This window comes from Thermostichus sp. MS-CIW-37, assembly GCF_054060065.1.
Genome location: NZ_JBSSCV010000013.1, coordinates 60,179 through 81,137 on the forward strand (window position 1 = coordinate 60,179; position 20,959 = coordinate 81,137).

The following is a 20,959-nucleotide window of genomic DNA, read 5'->3' on the forward strand; positions in this document are numbered from 1 at the left end:
AAACAAAGACAAGCCGCTCTATCTCAAATCATCGAGAATGCTATCCAACTCTGGAAAACTCTCGTCTATGGGTGTAGAACGACCAAGAGCGACTGCTTCGCTTGCATTGCTGTCACCTACTTGCTGTTCAGGAAGACTTGCCAAAATTTGAACTGACTCACCAACAGAGGAAGGTTCAGGACGAGTAATCAAGGGCAGCATCTCACGATTGAGGCCCAAAGCTTGCAAGCAGAGGTTGATCCCAGAAACAGCTTGGTTGTACTTGTCTATGCTTGCCTCCAGTTCTTTCAGCCGCTGTTGGTTAAGCGCAATTTTCTCTTCAGCCTCTTTTCTGAGAGTTGCTTCCATGAACTGCTTTGCTTCTGGGTACTTTTGCAAAATCTCATCGGCTACTTGCTTGGCAACCGGCAATAGCTGAGTTTTTAGAGTGTTGTTGGTCTCTTGTCGGAAGCTAGAACGCACTGTCTGGTTAATTTTCGGCTCAAAGTCAAGCTTGAGTAATTGTCGGATTCCAGGCTCTGCGTCGCGAATAGCAGAGATGTCATAAGATTGGCTGGTTTGCTTTAGGACTTCTCGAAACTGGTAGATCGAGAATGTTCCTTCGTCGTAGAAGCGGGGACTTTCTCTGAGGTAGCGGTCGCACTCTTTTCGGGCACCATTGACAAGAGAACTCAAAGTTACCTCCTTAACCAAAAGAAGCTTTTTCTCCAAGTCCCCATCGGATCCCAGTAGGCGAAACAACTGCCTGTAGTAGCTCGAGCTGCGAACTTCATCAACAAGGCGACGAAAGAAGTTCTCTACAAGCGTGCTGGCTGATTCTACCAGGATGTCCTCTAGATGGTTGGACAAATAATAAAAGGCTTCGACCAATACAGCTAAAAATGGAGCTGTGGAGTTGCGGGGACGAATGCGAACGGCTTGACTGTAAACATTGTCCAACGAAAAAGTATCCAAAAGCTCATCTAGCCTCCGTACCATCCTAGCCTGCAATTTACGGAAATCGTTCTCAAATTCTTTGTTTTCTCCGTTAATAACTTTATTGACTACTGTCTGGATATGCTCGTCAAACTCTCGGCCAATACTGGCTAGCTGCTGATTGATCAGCGTCAGCTCATAGGAAATCATGCTGTCAATCTCTTTGGGCTGGCTATCAATGTCTCGGTAGAGATCTAGATAGGACTTCCTCATCTCGATGCAGAGAGGTTGCAAATCATCGGCCAGCGCGGAAAATAGCTGTGGCCGCTTTTCTTCCGTTAAATAACGAGTGATCCCAGCCCGAAAGTCTTCAATACCGCTATCTTTAATCATATACTCAATCAAAGGTTTTCCCCACTCCCTCAGAATCCGAACGTAGTTATTTATGGGTATGTCGTACCCATGTACAGAAGGGCGGAACGGGGATCCAACTAGCCTACCCGACGTGCAGTACTTATTAAACTCGCTGACAAACTGGGGCGTTTCTTCCTCACCACCCAATTCTTTGATGCTTTCTGAAAAAATCGTATCCAGTCCAAATCGATCCTCGGGGGTAGTTGCCTTGATCTGGGAACCATAGAAGCCGAGAAGGCCGCTTGTCTTAAATACGCGGAGTTGACGAAACTGCTGGTCGATAATGTTTTCTAGTCTCTGCTTTAGTTGTGCGTTGTACCAAGTCTCATCAATCCGGTTAAACACATAGAAGACGCGATCCCTGATGCTGTCATTACCTTGAATGTGTTCAATAAGTTCTGTCTCTTCCTTGGTTAGTTCGCCTGTTGCAGCACATTTGAGAACGCAAACAACTGCAGACGTATCCGGATCGGCAATTTTTCGATAGGTGCGCTCTGCATCTGCTTTGACTGGAGCATCGATCCCAGGAGTATCGACAATAACGTTTCCATCTTCCAGCAAGGGGTGGTGGCAATAGTATTCCACCTTTCGCAAAACTGCGCTATTGGCGCCGCGCCGGGCAAAACCCGCAGCTTCTCTTAGGTTGCCGAAGTTGAGCTGCTCCATTGAGAAAACTTTGTTCTCGGTAGGGTGAATTTTGTCCCGGTTCTGCTGGAAACCTGTAATCAACAAGCGAAGTGCATCCGCCTGCTTCGCCCGCTCTGACTTGCTTTTACCTCCCTCCTGCTGAATAATAGCCTCAGCACGCTCCTTCAGGGGATTCAGTGCAGTGTCTTCCAGCCTGCTGAGTGACGGAGCCAAGTTTAGGAAAGCGCAGAAGGCGGTCATCTGTTCTTGCACTTCCTGCTCGCTAAGAAAAGTGAGCACTACCCTCTCCGCATTTGGCTCTGCGTAGGCGATGTAGCACTCTGTCCCTGTGGCGTGCCCCTCGGCGCTGTAGAGAAGCTCTCTTTCTAAGAGGGCATTGATTAGCATAGACTTGCCAGCACTGAAAGCACCGGCAAAGACAATCTCGAAGGTTGGAGAAATAGCTTTGCTGAGGGAAGCTTGAATCCGAGTGGTATCTTGCTTGCCCGAAAAAGTGGAATCCTGATGCCAGAGTTGCAGGATAGCTTCAACCTGCTCTTTCAAGTTCTCACACTGAGGCAGGAGCTTTACAGACATAAGAGAGCAATCTCCACAGAGGCTGCTGGGATTATAACTTGCCTATGCTTGAGGTGAGGATTCCTACAGCAATTTTCTTCAGTGCTGGAGCTGTTCGAGATTTCGACCTAAGTCTAAGTCCAGATACCTACCTGAGCTCTTGAGTGAGAGCAAGGTTCTTTGTTGGCCAATACCGGGAAACTTCGCTGCCATCGTGACCCTCTCCGCCAGCATCCCAGATCTGGCAACGACGTATATGGATCCCAAGCCGGAGCGGAGCTGGGCCTGACAGAATTTTTGGGAATCTCTGTGCCCAGAAGCTGGTCATCCCGCCACCGAGCAAGAGCTGGCTCCAGACTACAGACTCCAAAAGGCAGTCTTGTGGCAGGCTGCTTCCCTTGGCAAAAGTTGCTGTATTGGCCAGGAAGTCTTGGCCAAGGGAGTGATGTATGGACACCCTGTGGGGGATCCGTCCTGGCGCAGAGGTTTTGCGGCAGGGGGAAAGGATTAGTCTGCTGGCCGGTGCTGGCTTGACTTCGTGGGGGTGCCTGGGATTGTGAGCCAAGAAAGAAATTCTTAAAAAGCTTTCGCCAGACGCAAAACCGCATTTAGGATTGGCTTCTAGGGTTCGTTAGCGAGTAACCTGCACCCTCGTTTTCAGAATCATCTGCTACCGAACCCGCTGCGTCTTGTCAGCCCAACCGATTTCTTCAGTGCAGGCTGCTTGAACCGTTGGCTTAATGTTCTGCCTTCAACTGCGATGGACTCTTCGATCTCTCAATCCCAACCTTCTTCCCGGCGGGATCCCGTGCCTTCGGGCAAGCTTTCCCGGCGCATGGGGCAAGCCCTACTGGGGTTAGCATTGGCCACTTGGCTGTTAATGGGGTTGGGCAGTGCCACCCGCGTCATGAATGCTGGGCTGTCTTGTCCAGATTGGCCCCTTTGCTACGGGGCAATTGTGCCCAGCCAGCAGATGAACCTGCAAGTCTTTTTGGAATGGTTTCACCGCATGGTGGCTTCTGGGGTAGGCTTGGCTACGCTGGTTCTGATGGGGTTTGCTTGGCTGAAGCGTCAGGCATTGCCCACTTGGCTGCCCTGGGGTTTGAGTTTGGCTTTTGCCCTGGTCTTGGTGCAAGGGATCCTGGGTGGGCTGACGGTCACGGAGCTGCTGCGCTTTGATATTGTGACGGCCCACTTGGGCACGGGCCTGCTGTTTTTTGCCACTTTGCTCACCCTGGGATTACTGATCTGGACAAGAGCCGGTTCTAAGGACTCCATCCTGCCGCTGCGACTGGGTGAAGGGCCATTTTCCGTCGGCTACTTGCCTTGGCTGGGCTTGGGGGCGGTGCTGCTGGTGTATGTCCAGAGCCTTCTGGGCGCCTTGGTGGCCTCCCAATGGGCTTTGCATCAATGCTTTGCTGCCGGCGAGCTGTGCTGGGTGATGAATAGCCACTTGCTGGGGGTTGCTCCGGCCACCCTTGGGGTGTTGGCGGTAGCGGTGGCCACCGGGCTGCGGCGCAAGCGGATCCCCCGCCTTCTCAAGTTCTTGGGCCATGGGTCTGTTGGCCTGCTGTTGGCCCAGGTGGGGATCGGTGTTTTGACCTATCATTACCGGCTGCAGGTAGAACCCCTAACGGTGGCCCATCAGATGATGGGGGCAGCTTTGCTGGCCTGTCTGCTGGGTTTTACGGTGCTGGCCTGGCAAATGCGAAGCCGAGGGGAAGAAGGCCAGTGGATGGCCATGACCGCAGAAATGACCGGTGAGTGAATTTCATGCAAGATAGCGTTTTAGTCGACCGTCAGGCTTCCTACCAGAACCCGATGGGGGGGATCCCCTCTGAGCAGAGCCCATGTGCTCTGGGGTGCGAGCGCCAGGCGCTTGTCCAGGTTTTGCGCAGCTACAGCCAGTTGGTGAAGCCCAAGATCATCGCCCTCTTGCTGATGACGACGGCTGGGGCCATGTGGATGGCAGGCAACACCGACCCGTTCAGGTTTTTCATCACCCTTTTGGGGGGAGGAATGGCGGCGGCGGCAGCCAACGTCATCAACATGGTGTATGACACCGATATCGATCGGATGATGGAGCGAACCCGCCATCGTCCCCTGCCTTCCGGTCGAATCCGGGCGCGGGATGCTCTGATTTTTTCGGGGATCCTGGCTTTGGCTGCCTTTGGGTTGTTGGCTATTTTCACCAACCTGCTGGCTGCCGGTTTGGCCATGGTGGGGATCCTGGTGTACGTGGGGGTCTACACCCACTGGCTGAAGCGCTCCAGCACGCAGAACATCGTCATCGGTGGAGCGGCAGGAGCCATCCCGCCTTTGGTGGGCTGGGCAGCGACCACAGGTGAGCTGAGTTGGGCTGCCTGGGTGATGTTTGCCATTATCTTTTTGTGGACTCCACCCCACTTCTGGGCTTTGGCCATTCTGAAGCGGGAAGACTACGCTCGCGCGGGGGTGCCGATGCTGCCGGTGGTCGCGGGCGAAAGGATCACTGCCGCGCAGATTTTGCTCTACGCGCTGCTGATGGTTCCGGTCAGCCTGTTGCTGGTTTACCCCTTAGGGATGCTGGGATCCTTTTATCTGAGCGTCGCGGCGCTGCTGGGATCCCTCTTGGTTTGGAAGGCGGTGCAGTTGCTGCAGGATCCCTGCGACCGAGATCGGGCGGCCTCGCTCTTCACGTTTGCCAACCTGTATCTGCTGCTGTTGTGCGGGGCCATGGGTCTGGATAGGTGGTCGTTAACCCACATCCTCTGGAGCCAGGCCACTGCGTCCCTCCAAGGGATTTACACCACCCTCATAGCGCTGGCCAGCTGACTTGCACGAATGGGGGATCCCTGGGTTGATAACCCCCGTTGGCCAGCCGGTTTTTCCTCAAAATTGCGGCCCATTCTCAGAGAGTGACACTCCATACCGTGCAGGGTAGAATGAGCTGATCATTAGCCAAGCAAGACACACCCAGCCATGACCAATGAGGAGATTGAGACGCGATTTGTCCAGTTGGCCGAAGCTGTGACCAAGGTGGCTGATACAGTTGCCAAGGTTACCGATGCTCAGCTTGCCTTGCAGACTCTTTCGGGGCGTCTCGCTGAGGTTGTCCTGGAATTGCGGCAGGAAGTGCGGGAATTGCGGCAGGAGCTGAGAGAATTGAGGCAGCGGCAGGCTGAATCGGATCAACGCTTTGAGGTTCTCCTTCAGGAAATCCGCTTCTTAATCCGCCGCCAGGGAGAGGGGCAACCATGACCGGGTTTGCCGCTATGCCTTGCCTGTTTCCCACGAGGCCACAGATTGCTGGGTCGAAGACATTGGATTGGAACGGAGCGATATCACCATCGGTGTGAATTGTGGGAAAGGCTGGGGATCCCTTGTTCCACTGCTGTTTTTTTGCTCCTGGTTCTTGCTGGCGAACCTTTGGCCTGTCAATTCGCCAGGGCTAACCGTCTTGGTGAGCTTCGCAGGTTCCAGGGTTGAAGAGTCCCAGAACCCTGGCCTGCTGGAAACTCTCCAGGCTTTGGATGCTGTTGGATCATAACCAACTCACGATCAATGGAGCTTAGCGGACTTGAACCGCTGACCCCTTCAATGCCATTGAAGTGCTCTACCAACTGAGCTAAAGCCCCAATCACTTGGCTTCGAGCCAGAATCCCGCTCAAGGATCCAACTTTCTATTCCATTCTACACCTGCAGCCTGTAGAAGCTGCCTTATTGGTAAAAAGTGCTGGGATCCCATACTAGATAAGGGGAGGATCCTTGTCAATAGTTTGGATGGCTCAACTGGGGGGAAGCAACAGTGGGGTTTGCTCGGCCCTCAGCCTTTTGTTGCCCGGCATCCCAGGAAGCCCGCAGGGTGGTAGAACGGAGTCAGTGGCAATTGAGGGGCCTGTGACACAAGAAACTCTGCTTAACCGCACTTTGGCAGCTTCTTTGCTGGTCGTCTGCCTTATCGCGGCCATTGTCGGGGGCACGCGCCCTGCCCCAGAGTCTACCCGAGGCGGGGTCGGTCTAGAGGCCGCACGGGGGGCGGATCGCATCGAGGTGGTCACCCTGGAAGGAGCGATAGGCAGCCCAGGGGGTTCGACTTTGGTAGGCCTGCCCACTTCTCCTGTGGAACAGTTGCGGGAGGCAGCACGGGATCCCTCTGTCAAGGCTGTATTGCTGCGCATCAACAGTCCCGGCGGAGCTGTGGGATCCAGCCAGGAACTCTACCGCGCCGTAACCGCTCTACACGGAGCAGGCAAGCCGGTGATCGCTATCCTAGAAAACATTGCTGCCAGTGGGGGGTACTACGTGGCCAGCGCTGCCGACAAAATCTATGCCAACCCTGGCACCCTGACCGGCAGCATAGGGGTTATCATCAGCGGCCTCAGCTTTGGTAAGTTGCTGGAGAACTACGGCATAGAGCCGCAGACCTTCAAAACCGGCGAGTACAAAGACCTTCTCTCTCCTTTCCGCAGTGCCACTCCTCAAGAGCAGCGCCTTCTGCAAAACTTGGTGGAGGATACCCTCGAGCAGTTCATTCGCGATGTGGCCCAAGGACGCCAGCACTTGCCAGAAAAGGCAGATGAGGTGCTGGAAGCAGAGATGATCGCGCGACGGCAGAGCTTGGATGAAGACCGGGTGCGACAATTGGCCGATGGACGCATCTTCACCGGGGCGCAAGCTGTGGAGGTGGGCTTGGTGGATGCTTTGGGGGGCTACACCGAAGCGGTGGAGGATCTGCGGCGCATGACCGGGGATCCCTCTTTGTCACCGGCGGGTGAGGGAGAGGGTTTCCAACGAGTACTGCGACGACTGTTGAGCCAAGGACTGTCCTCGCAAAGACAAGCCGCTTGGCTGGGCCGGCTGTTGGAGAGCAACGAGACCGTCGGGATCCCAGACGTGCCGCTGCTGTGGATGGCGCCCGAGTGGACTTTGCGCTAAACCTAAATCTAATCATGACGGGTTTTGGGTGTGGGGGGGTGAACGGTGAATCGAGAACCGGTCGCGCCGGCGGCGCAGGGCACTTTGAGAGCGGCTGCTCCGGGGGTGCAGGGGAATGGATCCCAGAGGGCAAATCCCTCGGCGGAGCTGGATTGCGCGATTGACCTGGAGCTGTTGACCAGTCGGGCTTGGGTGGAAATTGACGCGGCCCAGTTGCGGGAAAATCTGCGGCTATTGCAGGCTCGCCTGTCGCCGGATACGGAGATCTGGGCGGTGGTGAAGGCCAATGCCTACGGGCATGGGGCGCAGTTGGTGGCTCCCGTGGCTGTTGCGGCTGGTGCCAAGGGGCTGTGTGTGGCCACCCTGGCCGAAGGGATCGAGTTGCGGCAAACGGGGCTGCAGGCTCCGATTCTGGTGTTGGGAGCTTTGAATACCTGGGCAGAACTACAGCAGGCCATGGCAGCCCGGTTGGAGGTCAGCCTCACCTGTGCAGAGCAAATCCCGCTGATGTGTCAGGTAGCCCGTTGGGCCGGGCGACCCATCCCGGTGCATGTCAACGTGGATACGGGTATGACCCGTTTGGGGATCCCCTGGAAGGAAGCAGCAGCCGTGTGGGGGCAGATTTGTCGGATCCCGGAGCTGGAGGGCTGTAGCTTGTTTTCCCATCTGGCGACGGCGGACGAGCCCCATTCTCCGGTCATGGAACAGCAGCACGCCCGCTTTGCCCAGGTGGTGGAACAGATCCGTCAAGCCGGGGATCCCTTGCCGGCGCTGCATCTGGACAACTCAGCCGCCGCTCTGGCCCATCTCCACTACTCCCGTGTGCGCCTGGGACTGGCCCTCTATGGCTTGTCGCCTGCCCCCCACTTGCAACTGCCGGGTCTGCAGCCGATTCTGCGACTCAAGGCGCGGCTGACCCACATCCAAACTGTGCCTGCCCAGACCGGAGTGAGCTATGGACATCGCTACATCACCTCTCGCCCCAGTCGCATTGCCACTCTGGCCATCGGCTATGCGGATGGGATCCCACGGCGGCTTTCCGGCTGGCTGCGAGGATGGGTGCGCGGCGGCCTGATCCAACAGGTGGGCACGATCACGATGGATCAGTGCATGTGGGATGTAACCGAAAGGCCGGATATCCAGGTGGGGGATGTGGTGGAACTGCTGGGCCCGAATCTGGTGAATGTGGGTTTATCCGTGCAGGATTGGGCCGATCAGTTGGGTACTATTCCCTATGAGTTGCTGTGTGGGCTTTCTGCCCGTCTGCCGAGAGTGTTGGTTAACCCTCTGGGGTTTGATGATGGCTGACAGGACAGATCCGATTGCCTCAGCACACCCAAATACATCAAGCCCAGATAGGAGCGGGCCAGAGGCTGTTCGCGTCAGCAGCAGGGGATTTGGCTTGACTTGTCAACAGAGAATAGAGCAGCATCGAAGGTAATCGAGAGCACTCCTGCTCCCTGAAAGACAGGGGCTTGGCGGCGGGTTCGATTCACATCAGGAGGTAGCGATGGCGGAGGAACATAAGCCTCTGAAGGGCCTGGAAAATCAAATGGAACGGGCTGTTCTGGAGATGGTCAACGACATCCTGCTGATGGAGAGTCAGCAGCGCTACTGCTTCTGTGAGAAATTCTGTAACGATGCTGCCGCCCTGGCCTTGAACAACCTCAAACCTCGCTACGCCACCAGTTTTCACGGCTCTCTCCACACTTTGGAAGCCATTCAAGCGGATCAGGAGTTGCAGAGGCTGATCCGATTGGAGGTGGTGAAGGCCATGGAAAAGGTGGCGGCCAATCCCCGTTGCCCGGAGCCTGAATGTCCTTTGCTGCTGCGCGACGCCGAGACGATAGAGTTAGAACTGGCCCCTAGCGACAATTGAAGGAATGGCTCTGATGGAGCTGCGCTCCGCTGGCGCGAACGTTTCCCCTTCGCCGGTGGCCTTTCTTGGCCCTGCTGGAACCTACACAGAGTTGGCAGCTTTGCTGGCCTGCCCTGAGCAGCCTCACCTGCACAGCCAGGGATCCCATCCCTTGGTGCCCTACCCAACGATCAGCGCCTGTTTAGAAGCGGTAGCTGTCGGCCAGCAACAATGGGCGGTGGTGCCGGTGGAAAACTCCGTAGAGGGCGGGGTTTCGATGACCTTGGATGCCCTGTGGCAACTGGAGGGGCTAGGGATCCGACAGGCGCTGATCCTGCCCATTCGCCATGCCCTCATCGGACGTGCCTCGCGGTTGGAGCACATTGAGCAGGTCTACTCCCACCCGCAAGCTTTGGCCCAATGTCAGGCTTGGCTGAGATCCCATCTGCCCCAGGCCACTTTGATCCCAACCCGCTCGACCACCGAAGAATTGGACCGCCTGCAGGAGCAGCCCAACGCCGCCGTCATCGCCTCAGAACGAGCTGCCACCCTCTACCAACTGCCGGTCTTGGCCTGCCCGATCAACGATCACCCCGATAATTGCACCCGCTTTTGGGTCATTGGCCGTGCGCCACTTTCCCGTTTGGGTCAGCAGGATGGAGCCCTGGCCAATCCTGCTTCTCCGGGGGGATCCCATACTTCCTTGGCCTTCAGCCTGCCCCACAATGTGCCGGGAGCACTGCTGAAACCTCTGCAAGTGTTTGCGGAGCGAGGTTTAAACATGTCCCGTATTGAGTCGCGCCCCACCAAAAAATCGGCAGGGACTTATGTCTTTTTTGTCGATCTGGAGAATCCTGTTGGCCAGCCCTATCTGGATGCCGAGGTGATTGCGGCGCTGGAATCGATTGCCGAAACCTTGAAGCTCTTTGGCAGCTACCCTGTGCATGACCTCTGCAAACAAGGTGCTCTATCCCAAACAGCAGGATCCCTGTCCCCTGAGGGGAAAGCGCGTCCAACGTAGACACGCCTTTCAAACCGTTGCATTATCTGGGTTCTAAGGCCCGAAAGTTGGGAGTGACATTAGTTTGAAGAGGGATCCCTGCTGGGGTGCTTGAGATCGGTCAAATCGTTGAGGCGGCGCAGGATCCCCCATCCCTGTAGGGCTTCCAGCAGGGCTTCCCGCACGACGGCTACCGTTTCTTGGTCGAGGGCCAACCGCAGATAATCCACCGCCAGCCGGGTTTGCTCGGGATCCAAGTGAGACATTAAACTCTGCAAGCGGCGAACGCCCGCCAGCCGTCTGAAGGGATCGGGAGAGGCAACGTCGCTGAGATCGCGCTCCAATTGAGAACGTTGCCGCTCTTGTCGGCGGCTGAGCCACTCCCCAAACAGCAGCGACAACAAGGCTAGGGTGGCCAATCCCTGTAAAATGGCGCCGGTGGCCAGCCAACGCTGGTTGGATTCCGCCCAGATGGAGACAAGGGTGTAGGTGCCCAAGGTGGCGGCTGCTCCCGAACCAATTGCCAGCAAAAGCCAGCGATCCGCCTGCCGAAACCAAGCTTGCCACTCCTGCCAGCGGCGGTTGAACTCAGGGCTGCGCACCCCCTGTAGCCCCAACATCACCAAGGTGCCCACCCCCAGAGAGAGCGCCAGCCGCCCGTTCCAGAAGGCCAGCCCCGCCAATGCCAAGCCCGACAGAGCCAAAACCCGCCATTGCGGCCCTGCTAGGATCCACAGAGCAACTTGGGATCCCGTCTCCACTGCCCCACGCCCCACCCGCTGCAGATATTCTGGCCAGGATCCCTGGCCGGAAGAAGGGCGACCCGATTGATGCTTCACCGATGGCAACTCCCAAAACTCTGTCGCACCTGACCCTTTGCAAGCGTCAAGATAGATCAACGCTCCTTAAATTATGCTCTTATGCTTTATAGAGTCGAGGTAGGCTTTCCACCCTTGGGTTTGCAACTGGTCGTTTTTCTCCTGCACCGCCTGTTTTAGGCTTTCCCGATAGGCGATCACCCGCCGGAGCAGATCGGGATCCCCACTGGCTAGGATCTGCACCGCCAACAGACCCGCGTTGTAGCCGTTGCCAATGGCCACCGTGGCCACCGGGATCCCTTTGGGCATTTGCACAATTGAGTACAGGGAGTCGATCCCCTGCAGGGATGGGCTGAGCACCGGCACCCCGATCACCGGCAGGGGGGTGAGAGAGGCCACCATCCCCGGCAAATGGGCTGCTCCCCCTGCCCCGGCAATGATGACGCGGATCCCTTGGGTATGGGCGCAGCGGGCAAACTCTACCATCGCCTCGGGAGTGCGATGGGCGCTGAGGATCTGCAATTGGTAAGGGATCCCAAACTCCTCACACACCTGGGCGGCAGGTGCAAGGGTGGGCAAATCGGAATCGCTGCCCATTACGATGGCAACGAGGGGGGAAGGTTCCATAGGCTGCTGGCCCGGCGTAGCCGATCCATCATCGCATAGCCCAACCCCGTCAAGATGGGCGGGGGTTCTGCCAACAGGAGTGTGGCATCTCCCTCATCCAGGCGGCGCAAGCTGGCAAAGAGGGCGCGGGCGGCTGCCTTGAGATCCGAACCCAAACACTCCAAACTGAACGTGATCCCCGGCCAATGGCGGGAGAGGGTGTTCAGCAGAGCCTGCGGATCCGTGGCAAAGCTGAGGATGCCCAGGTGGGAATGACCGGTTGTCAGGTGCTGCACCTGTTGCCAATCGCCGGGCTGAAGCTGGGCAAAAGGGGTGGGCAAAAGCCGGAGGGGCTTACTGGGGGCATAGTGGCTGCTCAGCCGTCCTGGCGCTTCCGGCGGGCCCGTTTTGCCGTCCTCAGAGGCCCGGATGGGCAGTTTCAGGTGAGCTTCTAGGGCTTCCAGCGGGATCCCTCCTGGGCGCAGCAGCGTCGGGATCCCCTCGGGGCTGAGCTTCAGCACGGTGGATTCTAGGCCCACGGCACACTCTCCCCCGTCCAAGATGTAGGGGATCCGCCCTCCCAGCTCTGCATAGACGGCCTGGGCCGAGGTGGGGCTGATGCGGCCAAAGCGATTGGCACTGGGGGCAGCCAGAGGGGTTTGCACCGCCTGCAACAAAGCTTGAGCCACCGGGTGAGCAGGCACCCGCAGGGCAACAGTAGGCAACCCGCTGCTCACCAGATCCGGCACGGTGGGACACTTGGGCAGCACCAAGGTTAGGGGCCCCGGCCAGAAGGTGTCGATCAGGGATCCCAGCAGAGCACGGGCGGTGGGAGTAAAAGCCGACACATCCACCAGCCACCCCTGCAGCTGCTCTAGGGTCACCCCAGCCGGCAGATGCAGGATCAGGGGATCGAAGCGGGGGCGCTCCTTGGCGGCAAAAATGTTTGCCACTGCCTGCTCATCCAAGCCATTGCCCGCCAGGCCGTAAACCGTCTCCGTGGGGATGGCCACCAACTGGCCCTGCAGCAAGGCTGCCGCCGCTACGGCAATGTGCTCAGGAGTGGGCGAAAGAATTTCCGTCTGCATCCATAACTCGGATTTGGGGTGGGGCTAGGGATCCCGTTCTGCAATCCATTTTCGCGCCTGGTAGAGGGCGATGTTGATTTGATCCCCAAACAGCAGCGCCAAGGAAGTGAGCCAAACCCAGAGCAGCAGAACAATAACCGCCCCCACCGCCCTGTAGACTTGGTTGAACTGCCCAAAGTGCTCCACGTAAATCCGCAGCCCCCACGACACCCCAACCCACAGTAGGCTGGCCACGATGGCCCCCGGCCAAATCGGGATTTGGGGTCGGCGCAGGCTGGGGCCAAATCGATACAGCACCCAGCAGGAGAAGACGACCAGCCCCAAGGAAATTGGCCAAGTGAGGATCCCCCACAAGTTCAACCCCAGCTCTCGCAGGGGATCCAACTGAGTCGGCCCGCCAACCTCCTGGGCTAAGGATCTCGCTTTCATGGCCAAGAAGCGCAAAAAGCTGGCACTGAACAAAAAGATCAAGCTGGCCAGTCCGGTCAACCCCAGGGTGGCGAGCATCCAAACCAGCGAGATCAGCTTGCGTCTCCAGAAGGGACGGCGCCTATCTTGAGGGATCTCATGGCTGAGATCCAAAGCTGTCATCACCGCCCCCATGGCTCCAGAAGCAGCCCACAGGGTGCCCAAAAAGCTGAGGGACAACAGCCCCCGTTCGCGTCAGCGGTGCGGAGCACTTTTTTGCCCAAAGCGGAGCTCGCGCACATACCGATCCAAAAGCGCCAGAGCCTCATGGGGAGCAATTTGGCTCAACTGCTCCATCAAGCGCTCGAAGGCTTGCTCAGAGGAGCCGACAAACAGCCCAACCCCGGTCAGGAGCGTGAGGATGAAGGGGAACAGCGCCAACACCGAGCTATAGGCCATTTCAGAGGCCAAGCCAATCGCGTAAGCGGGACGGAGTCCTTACAGCCGGTAGCGCATCGCGTTTTCCCAGGCCAACCGCAGGGTTAGCCAGACCAACTCTCGCCGGGAAGTCCGTCCTGACGACGCGAACGGGATCCCCAGCGCCCACAGCCGCTCAACCAGTCGCTCCAGCAGCCTCATGGTTTAGCACTTCAGCCCACCGGGGTAGGTACTGGGAAAAATCCTGTTTTTTGACAAACCGAAAAGGCCCGGATAGGGATCCCCAGATCACTTGATCGGTCTCTCGATCCCGACCTTGATCCAAGCTGTGAAAATAGTCGGCCCCGATTTCAAATTCGCTGTACAAATAGGTGGTTCTGCCTTTGCGTTCAACAACACAGCCTTTGCCGGGTAGGCTGCGGCCCCGATAGCAGGATCCCGTCCATTCCACCTGGGTGACACAGCCGGGCAAGAGTTCCAACTCCGCTGCTGTCAGACCGGCCAATTTCCCCTTCGCGTAAGCGTTGCTTAGCAACAACTCCCGACCGGCGCACCTGTAGGAGTCAGGAGCTGTCAGAGCATAGTTTTGAATCCGGATCCCATCTGGAGTATCGAAGAGGTGGATCACCCGCTGTCGGTAAGGCTGCTCAGGATAAATGTCGTACAGTTGCTCCACGTAAAACCCCACCCCCTGCAACACCGACCAAGGCAAGGGGCATTGGTACACATGAATGTTGGCAAACCAGACGGGCTCTGCAATCGCCTGTTGTAGGTTGTTGAAGTGCCCTGCCATCCAGGTGGCCAGTTGAGCTAGTTGGGGGGAAACAGACATAGGTTCAGATGGATTCAATGGATTGAAATCGAGAAGATTCAGATCGAGCGCTCCTGATCCTGCAGACTTTGCCCAATTGTCGAGGACTCCGTCGCGATGGCGCGCTCCATGACCCACTTTACAAAATTACCCAAGCTGCTGTTCTCGGGCTCAGTGGGCCATCCAAAGCGGAGTAGCCGGCGCTTTTTGCAGGGGAGCAGTCGACGCCCCAAGAAAGCTTGTATCCTAGAAGGTACAACCCACAGGAAGCAGTGAATTGGGCGGGTTTCCAGGTTTCCCAATGTTGATTTGGATCCCATGAGTGCGCTTCTCTCCCCGGCAACCGATTTGCTGGACGAGTTGCGGCAGCTTTTCCCCTTCGAGCTGGACGACTTTCAGATCCGAGCCATTCAGGTTCTGGCTGCTGGGGAATCGGTGGTGGTCTGTGCTCCCACGGGATCCGGCAAGACCCTGATCGGAGAGTATGCCATCTATCGGGCCCTATCCCAGGGCAAGCGGGTTTTCTATACAACGCCCCTGAAGGCCCTCTCCAACCAAAAGTTCCGGGATTTTGGCCAGCAATTCGGCCCGGAACAGGTTGGCCTGCTCACCGGCGACATCTCCATCAACCGGGAGGCGCCGATCTTGGTGATGACCACCGAGATCTTCCGCAACATGCTCTATGGCACGCCGCTCTCTCTGGCCGTTCAGAGAGGAGCCTCCGGCGATGGGATGGAACCTTGGGAGGAGGCGGAGGCCCTGAGTCGGGATCCCTTGCGAGAGGTGCAGGCGGTGATCCTGGACGAATGCCATTACATGAACGACCAGCAGCGGGGCACCGTCTGGGAAGAAGCAATCATCTACTGCCCCCCCACGATCCAGCTCATTGCCCTTTCTGCCACCCTGGCCAACAGCGACCAGCTCACCGATTGGATGAACCAGGTGCATGGCCCCACCCATCTGATCGACTCCAACCACCGCCCGGTGCCGCTGCAATTTCACTTTGCCAATCGCAAAGGGCTATTTCCGCTGCTGGAACAAACGGAGTCGGGGCAGTGGGTTCGCAACCGCCGCTTGAAAAGCAAACGGCCCAACTCCCACGAGCCCTCCTGGGCAGGAGTGCCGGACATAGCGCAGGTGTTGGAAAACTTGCGCCAGCGGGACATGCTGCCGGCCATCTATTTCATCTTCAGTCGCAAAGGCTGTGATATGGCCGTGGCCAGCGTAAGGGATCTGGACTTGGTAGCCAGCGAGGAAGAACGGCAGCAGTTGGCCGAGCAGATCGACCGCTTTTGTCGAGAAACGCCCGAAGCTGTCCGCCGAGATCAGTTGGATGCCCTTTACCGGGGTATTGCCGCTCACCATGCCGGCATGTTGCCTGCCTGGAAGGGACTGGTGGAGCATCTGTTTCAGCAGGGGCTAGTGAAGCTGGTCTTCGCCACTGAGACTTTGGCCGCCGGGATCAACATGCCTGCCCGCACAACTGTCATCTCCTCCCTTTCTAAGCGCACCGACAACGGCCACCGCCTCTTGACCGCTTCTGAGTTCATGCAAATGTCGGGCCGAGCCGGACGGCGGGGCAAGGACATCATCGGCCATGTGGTGACGGTGCAATCCCCGTTTGAGGGGGCCCAAGAAGCTGCACAGCTGGCCACCTCTGGAGCGGATCCCTTGGTGAGCCAGTTTACCCCCACCTATGGCATGGTGCTGAACCTGCTGCAAAAGCACTCTTTGGAAGCAGCACGGGATCTGATCAACCGCAGCTTTGGACAATATTTGCTCTCGTTGCAAAAGTTGCCCGCACAACAGGAAATCCAACACACGCGGGCCGAGCTACAAGAGATCGATCGCATCCTGGCAAACGTTTCCGACGAAGACATTGCCCGCTATGAGAAAATGCAGGCGCAACGGCGGGAAGAACGGCGCATTTTGCGCTACTTGCTCAAACAACGGGAAGCCGAGCCGGATCCCACCTTGCGGCTGTTGGCTTTTCCCCACATCCAAGCCCAAGAGGAAAAAATTCGCGCCCTAGAAGCTCAAATCCGAGAGAACCCCGCTCACCAAGTGGGGAAAAAATTGCTGGGTTTGCGAGAAAAACGCCAGCGCTTGCTCAAGCGCCTCGAGCACCTGGAGCGGCAAAGCGATTCCGTGCAGGAGTTGCGCTGGCAGCAATTTATGGCCTTGGTGGGGGTGTTGCAGGATTTCAACTGTCTGCAAGAATATCAACCTACCGATAGCGGAGAGGTGGTGGCTGCGCTGCGGGGGGATAACGAGCTCTGGCTGGCGCTGGCTCTGCTCTCGGGTGAGTGTCAGGGCTGTGCTCCCCATCATTTGGCCGGAGTTGTGGCTGCCTTGGTCTCAGAGGCTCCCCGTTCAGGTACCTACAGCCGGCTGCGCACCTCGGGGCTGGTGGAGGATGTGCTGCACGGATTGCGGGGTTTACGGCGGCAGCTGTTCCGCAGCCAACGGCAACACCAGGTGTTTCATGTGCCGATCGGGTTTGAGCCCAGCTTGGCTGGGATCGTCGAACATTGGGCGCAAGGGATCCCTTGGGAGACCCTGGAAGCCAGCACCAACCTAGATGCCGGAGACCTGGTGCGCCTGATCCGCCGCACGCTGGATTTGCTTTCTCAGATCCCTTATGTTCCCCATCTGCCGGCGGAGTTACGGGAAAATGCCCGTCAAGCCCAAAAAATGCTGGATCGCTTCCCGGTGAGCGAGTTGATCTAGCGAGCTCAGACCGTTTGCTGTTCAGTGAGGTTGCAGCTCTATGATGCCCGCCGGTGAACCCACCCTCAGGGATGTGTTGAGTGTTATTGAAGAGATCCGGCAAGATGTGGAAGAGATCCGACAGGATGTGGAAGGACTCCGGCAGGATGTCTCCAGAACCAACGAGCGGCTAGAAGCCCTGGCAGCCGATCAAGCAAAGCGCTGGGCCGAGCAGGAAAGACGTTGGGCTGAGCAGGAGAGACGTTGGGCCGAGCAGGGGATAGAAAACCGGGTGATCCTAGAACGAATTGACACCTATCAAAAGGCTAGCGCCCAAGTGGTTAACCTGGCTTTTGCCTTGATTGGAGCTGCCACCGTAGCTCTTGTCGGCATCGTCCTACGGTTGGCCGTTAGTCTATAGTCAGCTGGTTCGGCAAAAACTTCGGCAGGCAGGATGGCCTTGCTTCTCTATTCGGCAACTGGTACGGCTTGTCCTTGAGTTTGGCATTCCGAATGGCCATCTCTGACAGGGCCATGTCCCACCCCGTCTGTTATATCCCCTATTGTGTCCCACTTTAGCCTGGATTACAGTGGGTTTCCCCGGTCTATCGTGGACACTAAAAAGCCCAGAAGCCTTGCTGGGTAAGAGCTTTCTGGACTTCAGTGGACGTTATCGGATTACGGAGAGAGTGGGATTCGGTCGCGCCAGCGGGCCGGATGGCCCTACCCACGGTGAGTTGCTCTCACAAACAAGTTCCAGCGGAGAGAGTGGGATTCGAACCCACGGTGAGTTGCCCCACACAGCATTTCCAGTGCTGCGCCTTCGACCACTCGGCCATCTCTCCAGATTGAGAATAGGGGCGACTTTCCAGGAGGGCTAAAAAGTCAGCTTTGTGATCCTAGCAAAGGATGGAAGCTATTAACGGGATCCTTTGGGATCCCCAGGCCGAAACATTTGCAGCAGCACTTGCCGGCGAGAGCACCGCCAGTAATCAACATGGGATCCGATCAACCCCGTCTCATTGATCTGCATCTCTGTCCAGCCGGGGATGCACAGGCGGGGACGCCAAGGCAAAGCCAAAGAACCGCTTAGGATCCACTCGGTGCGGATCTGGCTGCCGGTTTGTCGAATATCCTGCAGCTCGAGACGGATATCCTCTATCCAACGCCCTATCCCCTCGATCATGCGGCGATAGCGATCCAAGCCGCGAAACTCGTTGAGGGGATCCCGGAAGTAAACCTGGGGATCGTAAATCGAATAAGTTTGATTTTTGGGAAAGCGAGCATAATCTGCCCGCAAGATGGCCACCAGATCAGGCGGGGCTGGGGAAGAAAGGCTCATAGCTTGGCCACAACAGAAAGAGACACCGTTTCTCCGGGGGCAGGGCAACACAACCGGATAGATTGGGACGTGGCGGCATTCAAGGCTGCCAGCTTTTCTCGAAACTCCTGCAGGCTGCCCAAGGGGCGGATCTGGGCGGCAAACCAGCCGTGGTAGTCCACCTCTCCCATCGCCGTAGGGATCACCTGCTGGGGGCGTAGGGCTGCCACCACCTCCAGGGCCCGCTCTGGCCCCATGATCACCTCTCCCAAGAGGGGAAAGATCTGCCCCACCACCGGGATCAGCAGAGTATGAATGGGGCACAATTCCTGCTGCAATCGCAGCCGGATATCCGGTTGGGAAAGATGAGGCTCGTAGTAAAGCCGTGTCTGGGAGGACACCTCTTCCAGCAGATAGCCCAGCTCACGGACAGGCCCCAGGAGCGCACCGGGAATGGCCGTGACGCGCAGATCCCCCCACTGAGCGGACTGCCAGGGATCCAGAGCCTGAACCGTTGCAAATCCTAGACTCTTCACGACTCTGGCTGCAGCCGGCGAGGCCAAAACGGGGATCCGCTTATCCAGGCGCTGCAACGTTGGTGGGTGGCAGTGATCCGGCTGGGCTTGGCTGAGGAGGATCCCGTCGATTTTGGGCAAGGTCTCCGGCGTAAAAGGGAGCGGCTGGCGGTGCTCCAGGCGGATGAACCAGGGGATCCCCAGAAACACCAGGGGATCCACCAGCCACGGATCCAATAGGAAGGTTTGCTCCCGGGTGTGGATGAGCCAACTGTTGAGGTCGATGCGGGTCAGTTGCATGAGTTTGAAGTGAGGTTATTGCCCGGTAATGGAGAGATCGGCAACCCAAATGCGGGGACACAGCCCACCGGGTGTGACTTGCGGCTCGGGCTCGACGTAGAAAATCGACTTCAACAGCTCCAGGAAGTCTCCGGCCACCGTGGCCGCTTCGATGCTGATGCGCTCTCCTTGGCGCACCCACCACCCCTGAAACGGCAGCGAGAAGGATCCCTGTAGGGGCTTAACGCCGGCATGAAGCGCTTGCAGCTCATCGATCCAAACTACATTTTCAGCCGTAGCCAAGTCATAGGTGCTCTCCGGCGGTGCCCCGGCAAATACATGGTAGTAGTGGGCGGCAACTGTGACCTTGGCGCCGATGTTGGCATGGCCAGTGGGCTTGGCTCCTAGGCGCTTAGCCGTACCGGCGCTGTGCAAAAAGTGGGTCAAGACCCCATTGGTGATGAGAGGGACACGGCGGGTGGGGGTGCCTTCGCCATCAAAGCTGATCGCTCCCACATTGGTCGGGTGTAGGGCATCGTCACACACCGATAGAAGAGGCGAGGCAATGGTCTTGCCCAGGGATTCTGGGGTGGACAGGCTTTGGTTGTCCAAAATGTTTTGAGCATTGAACACATTGGAGAAGGCGCTCAACAAACTCAAAAAGGCTTCTCCGGAAAAGACCACTGTGTATTTTCCAGAGGGGATCCGCTCGTACTCCAGATGGCTCATCAATTTCTCAGCAGCTTCCTGCACACAACCCTGGATATCCAACTCATCCAGGCTGCGGGCCACTCGCATGGCTCCGGCACTGCGGGGTTTGCGGCCCTCTTGCTCTGCCTTGCTGTAGAGAAAAACCGAAGCGAGGGTATGCTCCTCTTGTCGTAGGGCTTGGTGGCTGTTGAGGTAGAAGCGGTTGATCTGCCGCTGCGCTAGGCCGTTGTAGGGCACCCCCTGAATGGCGGGATGGGATCCCAGGAGTGCCTTTTCAGCAGCCACCAACTGTTCCAACAAGTCGCCAGCCAAAGCCAACGGCCCTTTGTCGTTACAAGGCTGGGCAATGGGCAGAGTGGCTTCCGGGCTGAATTGAGGGGCATGTTCCCGCACGCCAAAATGGCTGGCTTCAAAGGCCGTTTGCAGGGCCAGTTCCAGCCCCGCCTCATCCACATCGGTGGTGGAAGTTACTCCCACCTGACCCTGGTCGTTCCAGGCCCGCACCGTCACGCTGCAGCGGTGGGAAGCCTTGACCTGGCGAGGTTCCCCATGATCTACCTGCACGCTGGTTTCATCCACTTGAGCCCCGTAGAGATCAAACTGAGGGATCCCCAACCGCTGGGCACAGCTTTGTGCCTGTTCTGCCAACACCTCGACTTGCACCATTGCCACTCCCCAAGTTCCTGTTGCCATCCAGCGCCTCTAGTAAACTACCCGCACTCATGCTGACGCAGAGCGCTCCGCACCGCTAAAGCGAAAGAGTGCAGGCTTTCGGTAGCCCTGTAGTTGGCAAGCCAACCACGGACCTCTAGGCTGGTTTACAGCAGCCCCAAGTTTGGCAATCATGTTGGCCCCATTCCAGTCCGCATCCCCTTCCCATCCACAGTGCCCACACTTAAACTGCTTCCCACTGCGATAGGATTGCGCAGGGTCCGGATGGATGTGCAA

The 20,959-nt window shown here is 57.5% G+C and carries 18 protein-coding genes, 2 tRNA genes and 2 pseudogenes; 9 read left to right on the top strand and 13 right to left on the bottom strand.

The window, feature by feature from the left end; translation table 11 throughout:
- Window positions 1-18: 18 nt before the first annotated feature.
- A complete protein-coding gene (locus ACVWYZ_RS07770) occupies window positions 19-2,553 on the bottom strand; it encodes a dynamin family protein (protein WP_457466695.1) in 2,535 nt (844 codons plus the stop codon).
- A gap of 739 nt (window positions 2,554-3,292) precedes the next feature.
- Here ACVWYZ_RS07770 and ACVWYZ_RS07775 point away from each other — a divergent pair.
- The 3 genes from ACVWYZ_RS07775 (at window position 3,293) to ACVWYZ_RS07785 (ending at window position 5,772) form a co-directional block, all read left to right on the top strand.
- The gene (locus ACVWYZ_RS07775; protein ID WP_457466696.1) at window positions 3,293-4,300 is read left to right on the top strand and encodes a COX15/CtaA family protein; all 1,008 of its coding nucleotides are present in this window, start codon (window positions 3,293-3,295) and stop codon (window positions 4,298-4,300) included.
- A gap of 53 nt (window positions 4,301-4,353) precedes the next feature.
- A complete protein-coding gene (locus ACVWYZ_RS07780) occupies window positions 4,354-5,346 on the top strand; it encodes a heme o synthase (RefSeq protein WP_457466711.1) in 993 nt (330 codons plus the stop codon).
- Window positions 5,347-5,493: 147 nt separating this feature from the next.
- On the top strand, window positions 5,494-5,772 hold the full coding sequence (locus tag ACVWYZ_RS07785) for a hypothetical protein (RefSeq protein ID WP_414523027.1): 279 nt from the start codon (window positions 5,494-5,496) through the stop codon (window positions 5,770-5,772).
- Window positions 5,773-6,076: 304 nt separating this feature from the next.
- Here the strand turns inward: ACVWYZ_RS07785 and ACVWYZ_RS07790 are convergent.
- Window positions 6,077-6,149, bottom strand: a tRNA-Ala gene (locus ACVWYZ_RS07790).
- 262 nt (window positions 6,150-6,411) lie between these two features.
- Between ACVWYZ_RS07790 and sppA the strand changes: the two genes are divergently transcribed.
- From sppA to pheA, 4 genes are all read left to right on the top strand, one after another.
- On the top strand, window positions 6,412-7,449 hold the full coding sequence (sppA, locus tag ACVWYZ_RS07795; RefSeq protein WP_457466697.1) for a signal peptide peptidase SppA: 1,038 nt from the start codon (window positions 6,412-6,414) through the stop codon (window positions 7,447-7,449).
- Between the two features lie 45 nt (window positions 7,450-7,494).
- Window positions 7,495-8,757: an alanine racemase gene (gene alr / locus ACVWYZ_RS07800; RefSeq protein WP_457466698.1), complete on the top strand. Its 1,263-nt coding sequence runs from the start codon at window positions 7,495-7,497 to the stop codon at window positions 8,755-8,757.
- Between the two features lie 202 nt (window positions 8,758-8,959).
- The gene (locus tag ACVWYZ_RS07805; RefSeq protein WP_414358139.1) at window positions 8,960-9,328 is read left to right on the top strand and encodes a late competence development ComFB family protein; all 369 of its coding nucleotides are present in this window, start codon (window positions 8,960-8,962) and stop codon (window positions 9,326-9,328) included.
- A gap of 13 nt (window positions 9,329-9,341) precedes the next feature.
- Window positions 9,342-10,328, top strand: coding sequence for a prephenate dehydratase (pheA, locus tag ACVWYZ_RS07810; RefSeq protein ID WP_457466699.1), 987 nt, complete (start codon window positions 9,342-9,344; stop codon window positions 10,326-10,328).
- Window positions 10,329-10,387: 59 nt separating this feature from the next.
- Here the strand turns inward: pheA and ACVWYZ_RS07815 are convergent, their stop codons facing one another.
- The 6 genes and pseudogenes from ACVWYZ_RS07815 to ACVWYZ_RS07840 all read right to left on the bottom strand — a co-directional run bounded on the left by ACVWYZ_RS07815 (window position 10,388) and on the right by ACVWYZ_RS07840 (window position 14,497).
- Entirely contained in the window at window positions 10,388-11,146 is a 759-nt protein-coding gene (locus tag ACVWYZ_RS07815) for a hypothetical protein (RefSeq protein WP_457466700.1), read from the bottom strand.
- Window positions 11,147-11,212: 66 nt separating this feature from the next.
- Window positions 11,213-11,752 carry a 5-(carboxyamino)imidazole ribonucleotide mutase gene (gene purE / locus ACVWYZ_RS07820; protein ID WP_457466701.1) on the bottom strand — a complete coding sequence of 180 codons (540 nt, stop codon included), beginning with the start codon at window positions 11,750-11,752 and terminating at the stop codon, window positions 11,213-11,215.
- Complete coding sequence (locus ACVWYZ_RS07825; protein ID WP_457466702.1) at window positions 11,722-12,819, bottom strand: L-threonylcarbamoyladenylate synthase; 1,098 nt, start codon at window positions 12,817-12,819, stop codon at window positions 11,722-11,724. The genes purE and ACVWYZ_RS07825 overlap by 31 nt, the downstream gene beginning before the upstream one ends.
- A 24-nt stretch (window positions 12,820-12,843) precedes the next feature.
- Window positions 12,844-13,686: pseudogene (locus ACVWYZ_RS07830) on the bottom strand (YihY/virulence factor BrkB family protein).
- Window positions 13,687-13,725: 39 nt separating this feature from the next.
- Window positions 13,726-13,866, bottom strand: coding sequence for a hypothetical protein (locus tag ACVWYZ_RS07835; protein ID WP_457466703.1), 141 nt, complete (start codon window positions 13,864-13,866; stop codon window positions 13,726-13,728).
- Window positions 13,841-14,497 carry a CpcT/CpeT family chromophore lyase gene (locus tag ACVWYZ_RS07840; RefSeq protein ID WP_457466704.1) on the bottom strand — a complete coding sequence of 219 codons (657 nt, stop codon included), beginning with the start codon at window positions 14,495-14,497 and terminating at the stop codon, window positions 13,841-13,843. The genes ACVWYZ_RS07835 and ACVWYZ_RS07840 overlap by 26 nt, the downstream gene beginning before the upstream one ends.
- Window positions 14,498-14,794: 297 nt before the next feature.
- On the opposite strand from ACVWYZ_RS07840, the gene ACVWYZ_RS07845 reads away from it, so the two are divergent.
- Entirely contained in the window at window positions 14,795-17,206 is a 2,412-nt protein-coding gene (locus tag ACVWYZ_RS07845) for a DEAD/DEAH box helicase (protein WP_457466705.1), read from the top strand.
- A 40-nt stretch (window positions 17,207-17,246) separates the two neighbouring features.
- Window positions 17,247-17,606: a hypothetical protein gene (locus tag ACVWYZ_RS07850; RefSeq protein WP_414331067.1), complete on the top strand. Its 360-nt coding sequence runs from the start codon at window positions 17,247-17,249 to the stop codon at window positions 17,604-17,606.
- A gap of 339 nt (window positions 17,607-17,945) precedes the next feature.
- On the opposite strand, the gene ACVWYZ_RS07855 is transcribed toward ACVWYZ_RS07850, so the two are convergent.
- The 5 genes and pseudogenes from ACVWYZ_RS07855 to ACVWYZ_RS07875 form a co-directional block, all read right to left on the bottom strand.
- Window positions 17,946-18,030, bottom strand: a tRNA-Ser gene (locus ACVWYZ_RS07855).
- 74 nt (window positions 18,031-18,104) lie between these two features.
- On the bottom strand, window positions 18,105-18,527 hold the full coding sequence (locus ACVWYZ_RS07860; protein ID WP_457466706.1) for a DUF2358 domain-containing protein: 423 nt from the start codon (window positions 18,525-18,527) through the stop codon (window positions 18,105-18,107).
- Complete coding sequence (locus tag ACVWYZ_RS07865; protein WP_457466707.1) at window positions 18,524-19,321, bottom strand: MBL fold metallo-hydrolase; 798 nt, start codon at window positions 19,319-19,321, stop codon at window positions 18,524-18,526. Before ACVWYZ_RS07865 ends, ACVWYZ_RS07860 begins: the two co-directional genes overlap by 4 nt.
- A gap of 15 nt (window positions 19,322-19,336) precedes the next feature.
- A complete protein-coding gene (locus ACVWYZ_RS07870; RefSeq protein WP_457466708.1) occupies window positions 19,337-20,677 on the bottom strand; it encodes a TldD/PmbA family protein in 1,341 nt (446 codons plus the stop codon).
- Between the two features lie 54 nt (window positions 20,678-20,731).
- Window positions 20,732-20,959: pseudogene (locus tag ACVWYZ_RS07875) on the bottom strand (RNA-guided endonuclease TnpB family protein); the annotation flags it as partial.

Excerpts from the sequence above, each read along its gene's own strand:
- ACVWYZ_RS07770 (WP_457466695.1), bottom strand. The coding sequence starts at position 2,553 with ATGTCTGTAAAGCTCCTGCCTCAGTGTGAGAACTTGAAAGAGCAGGTT.
- ACVWYZ_RS07775 (WP_457466696.1), top strand. The coding sequence starts at position 3,293 with ATGGACTCTTCGATCTCTCAATCCCAACCTTCTTCCCGGCGGGATCCC.
- ACVWYZ_RS07780 (WP_457466711.1), top strand. The coding sequence starts at position 4,354 with ATGGGGGGGATCCCCTCTGAGCAGAGCCCATGTGCTCTGGGGTGCGAG.
- ACVWYZ_RS07785 (WP_414523027.1), top strand. The coding sequence starts at position 5,494 with ATGACCAATGAGGAGATTGAGACGCGATTTGTCCAGTTGGCCGAAGCT.
- ACVWYZ_RS07805 (WP_414358139.1), top strand. The coding sequence starts at position 8,960 with ATGGCGGAGGAACATAAGCCTCTGAAGGGCCTGGAAAATCAAATGGAA.
- pheA (WP_457466699.1), top strand. The coding sequence starts at position 9,342 with ATGGAGCTGCGCTCCGCTGGCGCGAACGTTTCCCCTTCGCCGGTGGCC.
- purE (WP_457466701.1), bottom strand. The coding sequence starts at position 11,752 with ATGGAACCTTCCCCCCTCGTTGCCATCGTAATGGGCAGCGATTCCGAT.
- ACVWYZ_RS07825 (WP_457466702.1), bottom strand. The coding sequence starts at position 12,819 with ATGCAGACGGAAATTCTTTCGCCCACTCCTGAGCACATTGCCGTAGCG.
- ACVWYZ_RS07835 (WP_457466703.1), bottom strand. The coding sequence starts at position 13,866 with ATGAGGCTGCTGGAGCGACTGGTTGAGCGGCTGTGGGCGCTGGGGATC.
- ACVWYZ_RS07840 (WP_457466704.1), bottom strand. The coding sequence starts at position 14,497 with ATGTCTGTTTCCCCCCAACTAGCTCAACTGGCCACCTGGATGGCAGGG.
- ACVWYZ_RS07845 (WP_457466705.1), top strand. The coding sequence starts at position 14,795 with ATGAGTGCGCTTCTCTCCCCGGCAACCGATTTGCTGGACGAGTTGCGG.
- ACVWYZ_RS07850 (WP_414331067.1), top strand. The coding sequence starts at position 17,247 with ATGATGCCCGCCGGTGAACCCACCCTCAGGGATGTGTTGAGTGTTATT.
- ACVWYZ_RS07860 (WP_457466706.1), bottom strand. The coding sequence starts at position 18,527 with ATGAGCCTTTCTTCCCCAGCCCCGCCTGATCTGGTGGCCATCTTGCGG.
- ACVWYZ_RS07865 (WP_457466707.1), bottom strand. The coding sequence starts at position 19,321 with ATGCAACTGACCCGCATCGACCTCAACAGTTGGCTCATCCACACCCGG.
- ACVWYZ_RS07870 (WP_457466708.1), bottom strand. The coding sequence starts at position 20,677 with ATGGTGCAAGTCGAGGTGTTGGCAGAACAGGCACAAAGCTGTGCCCAG.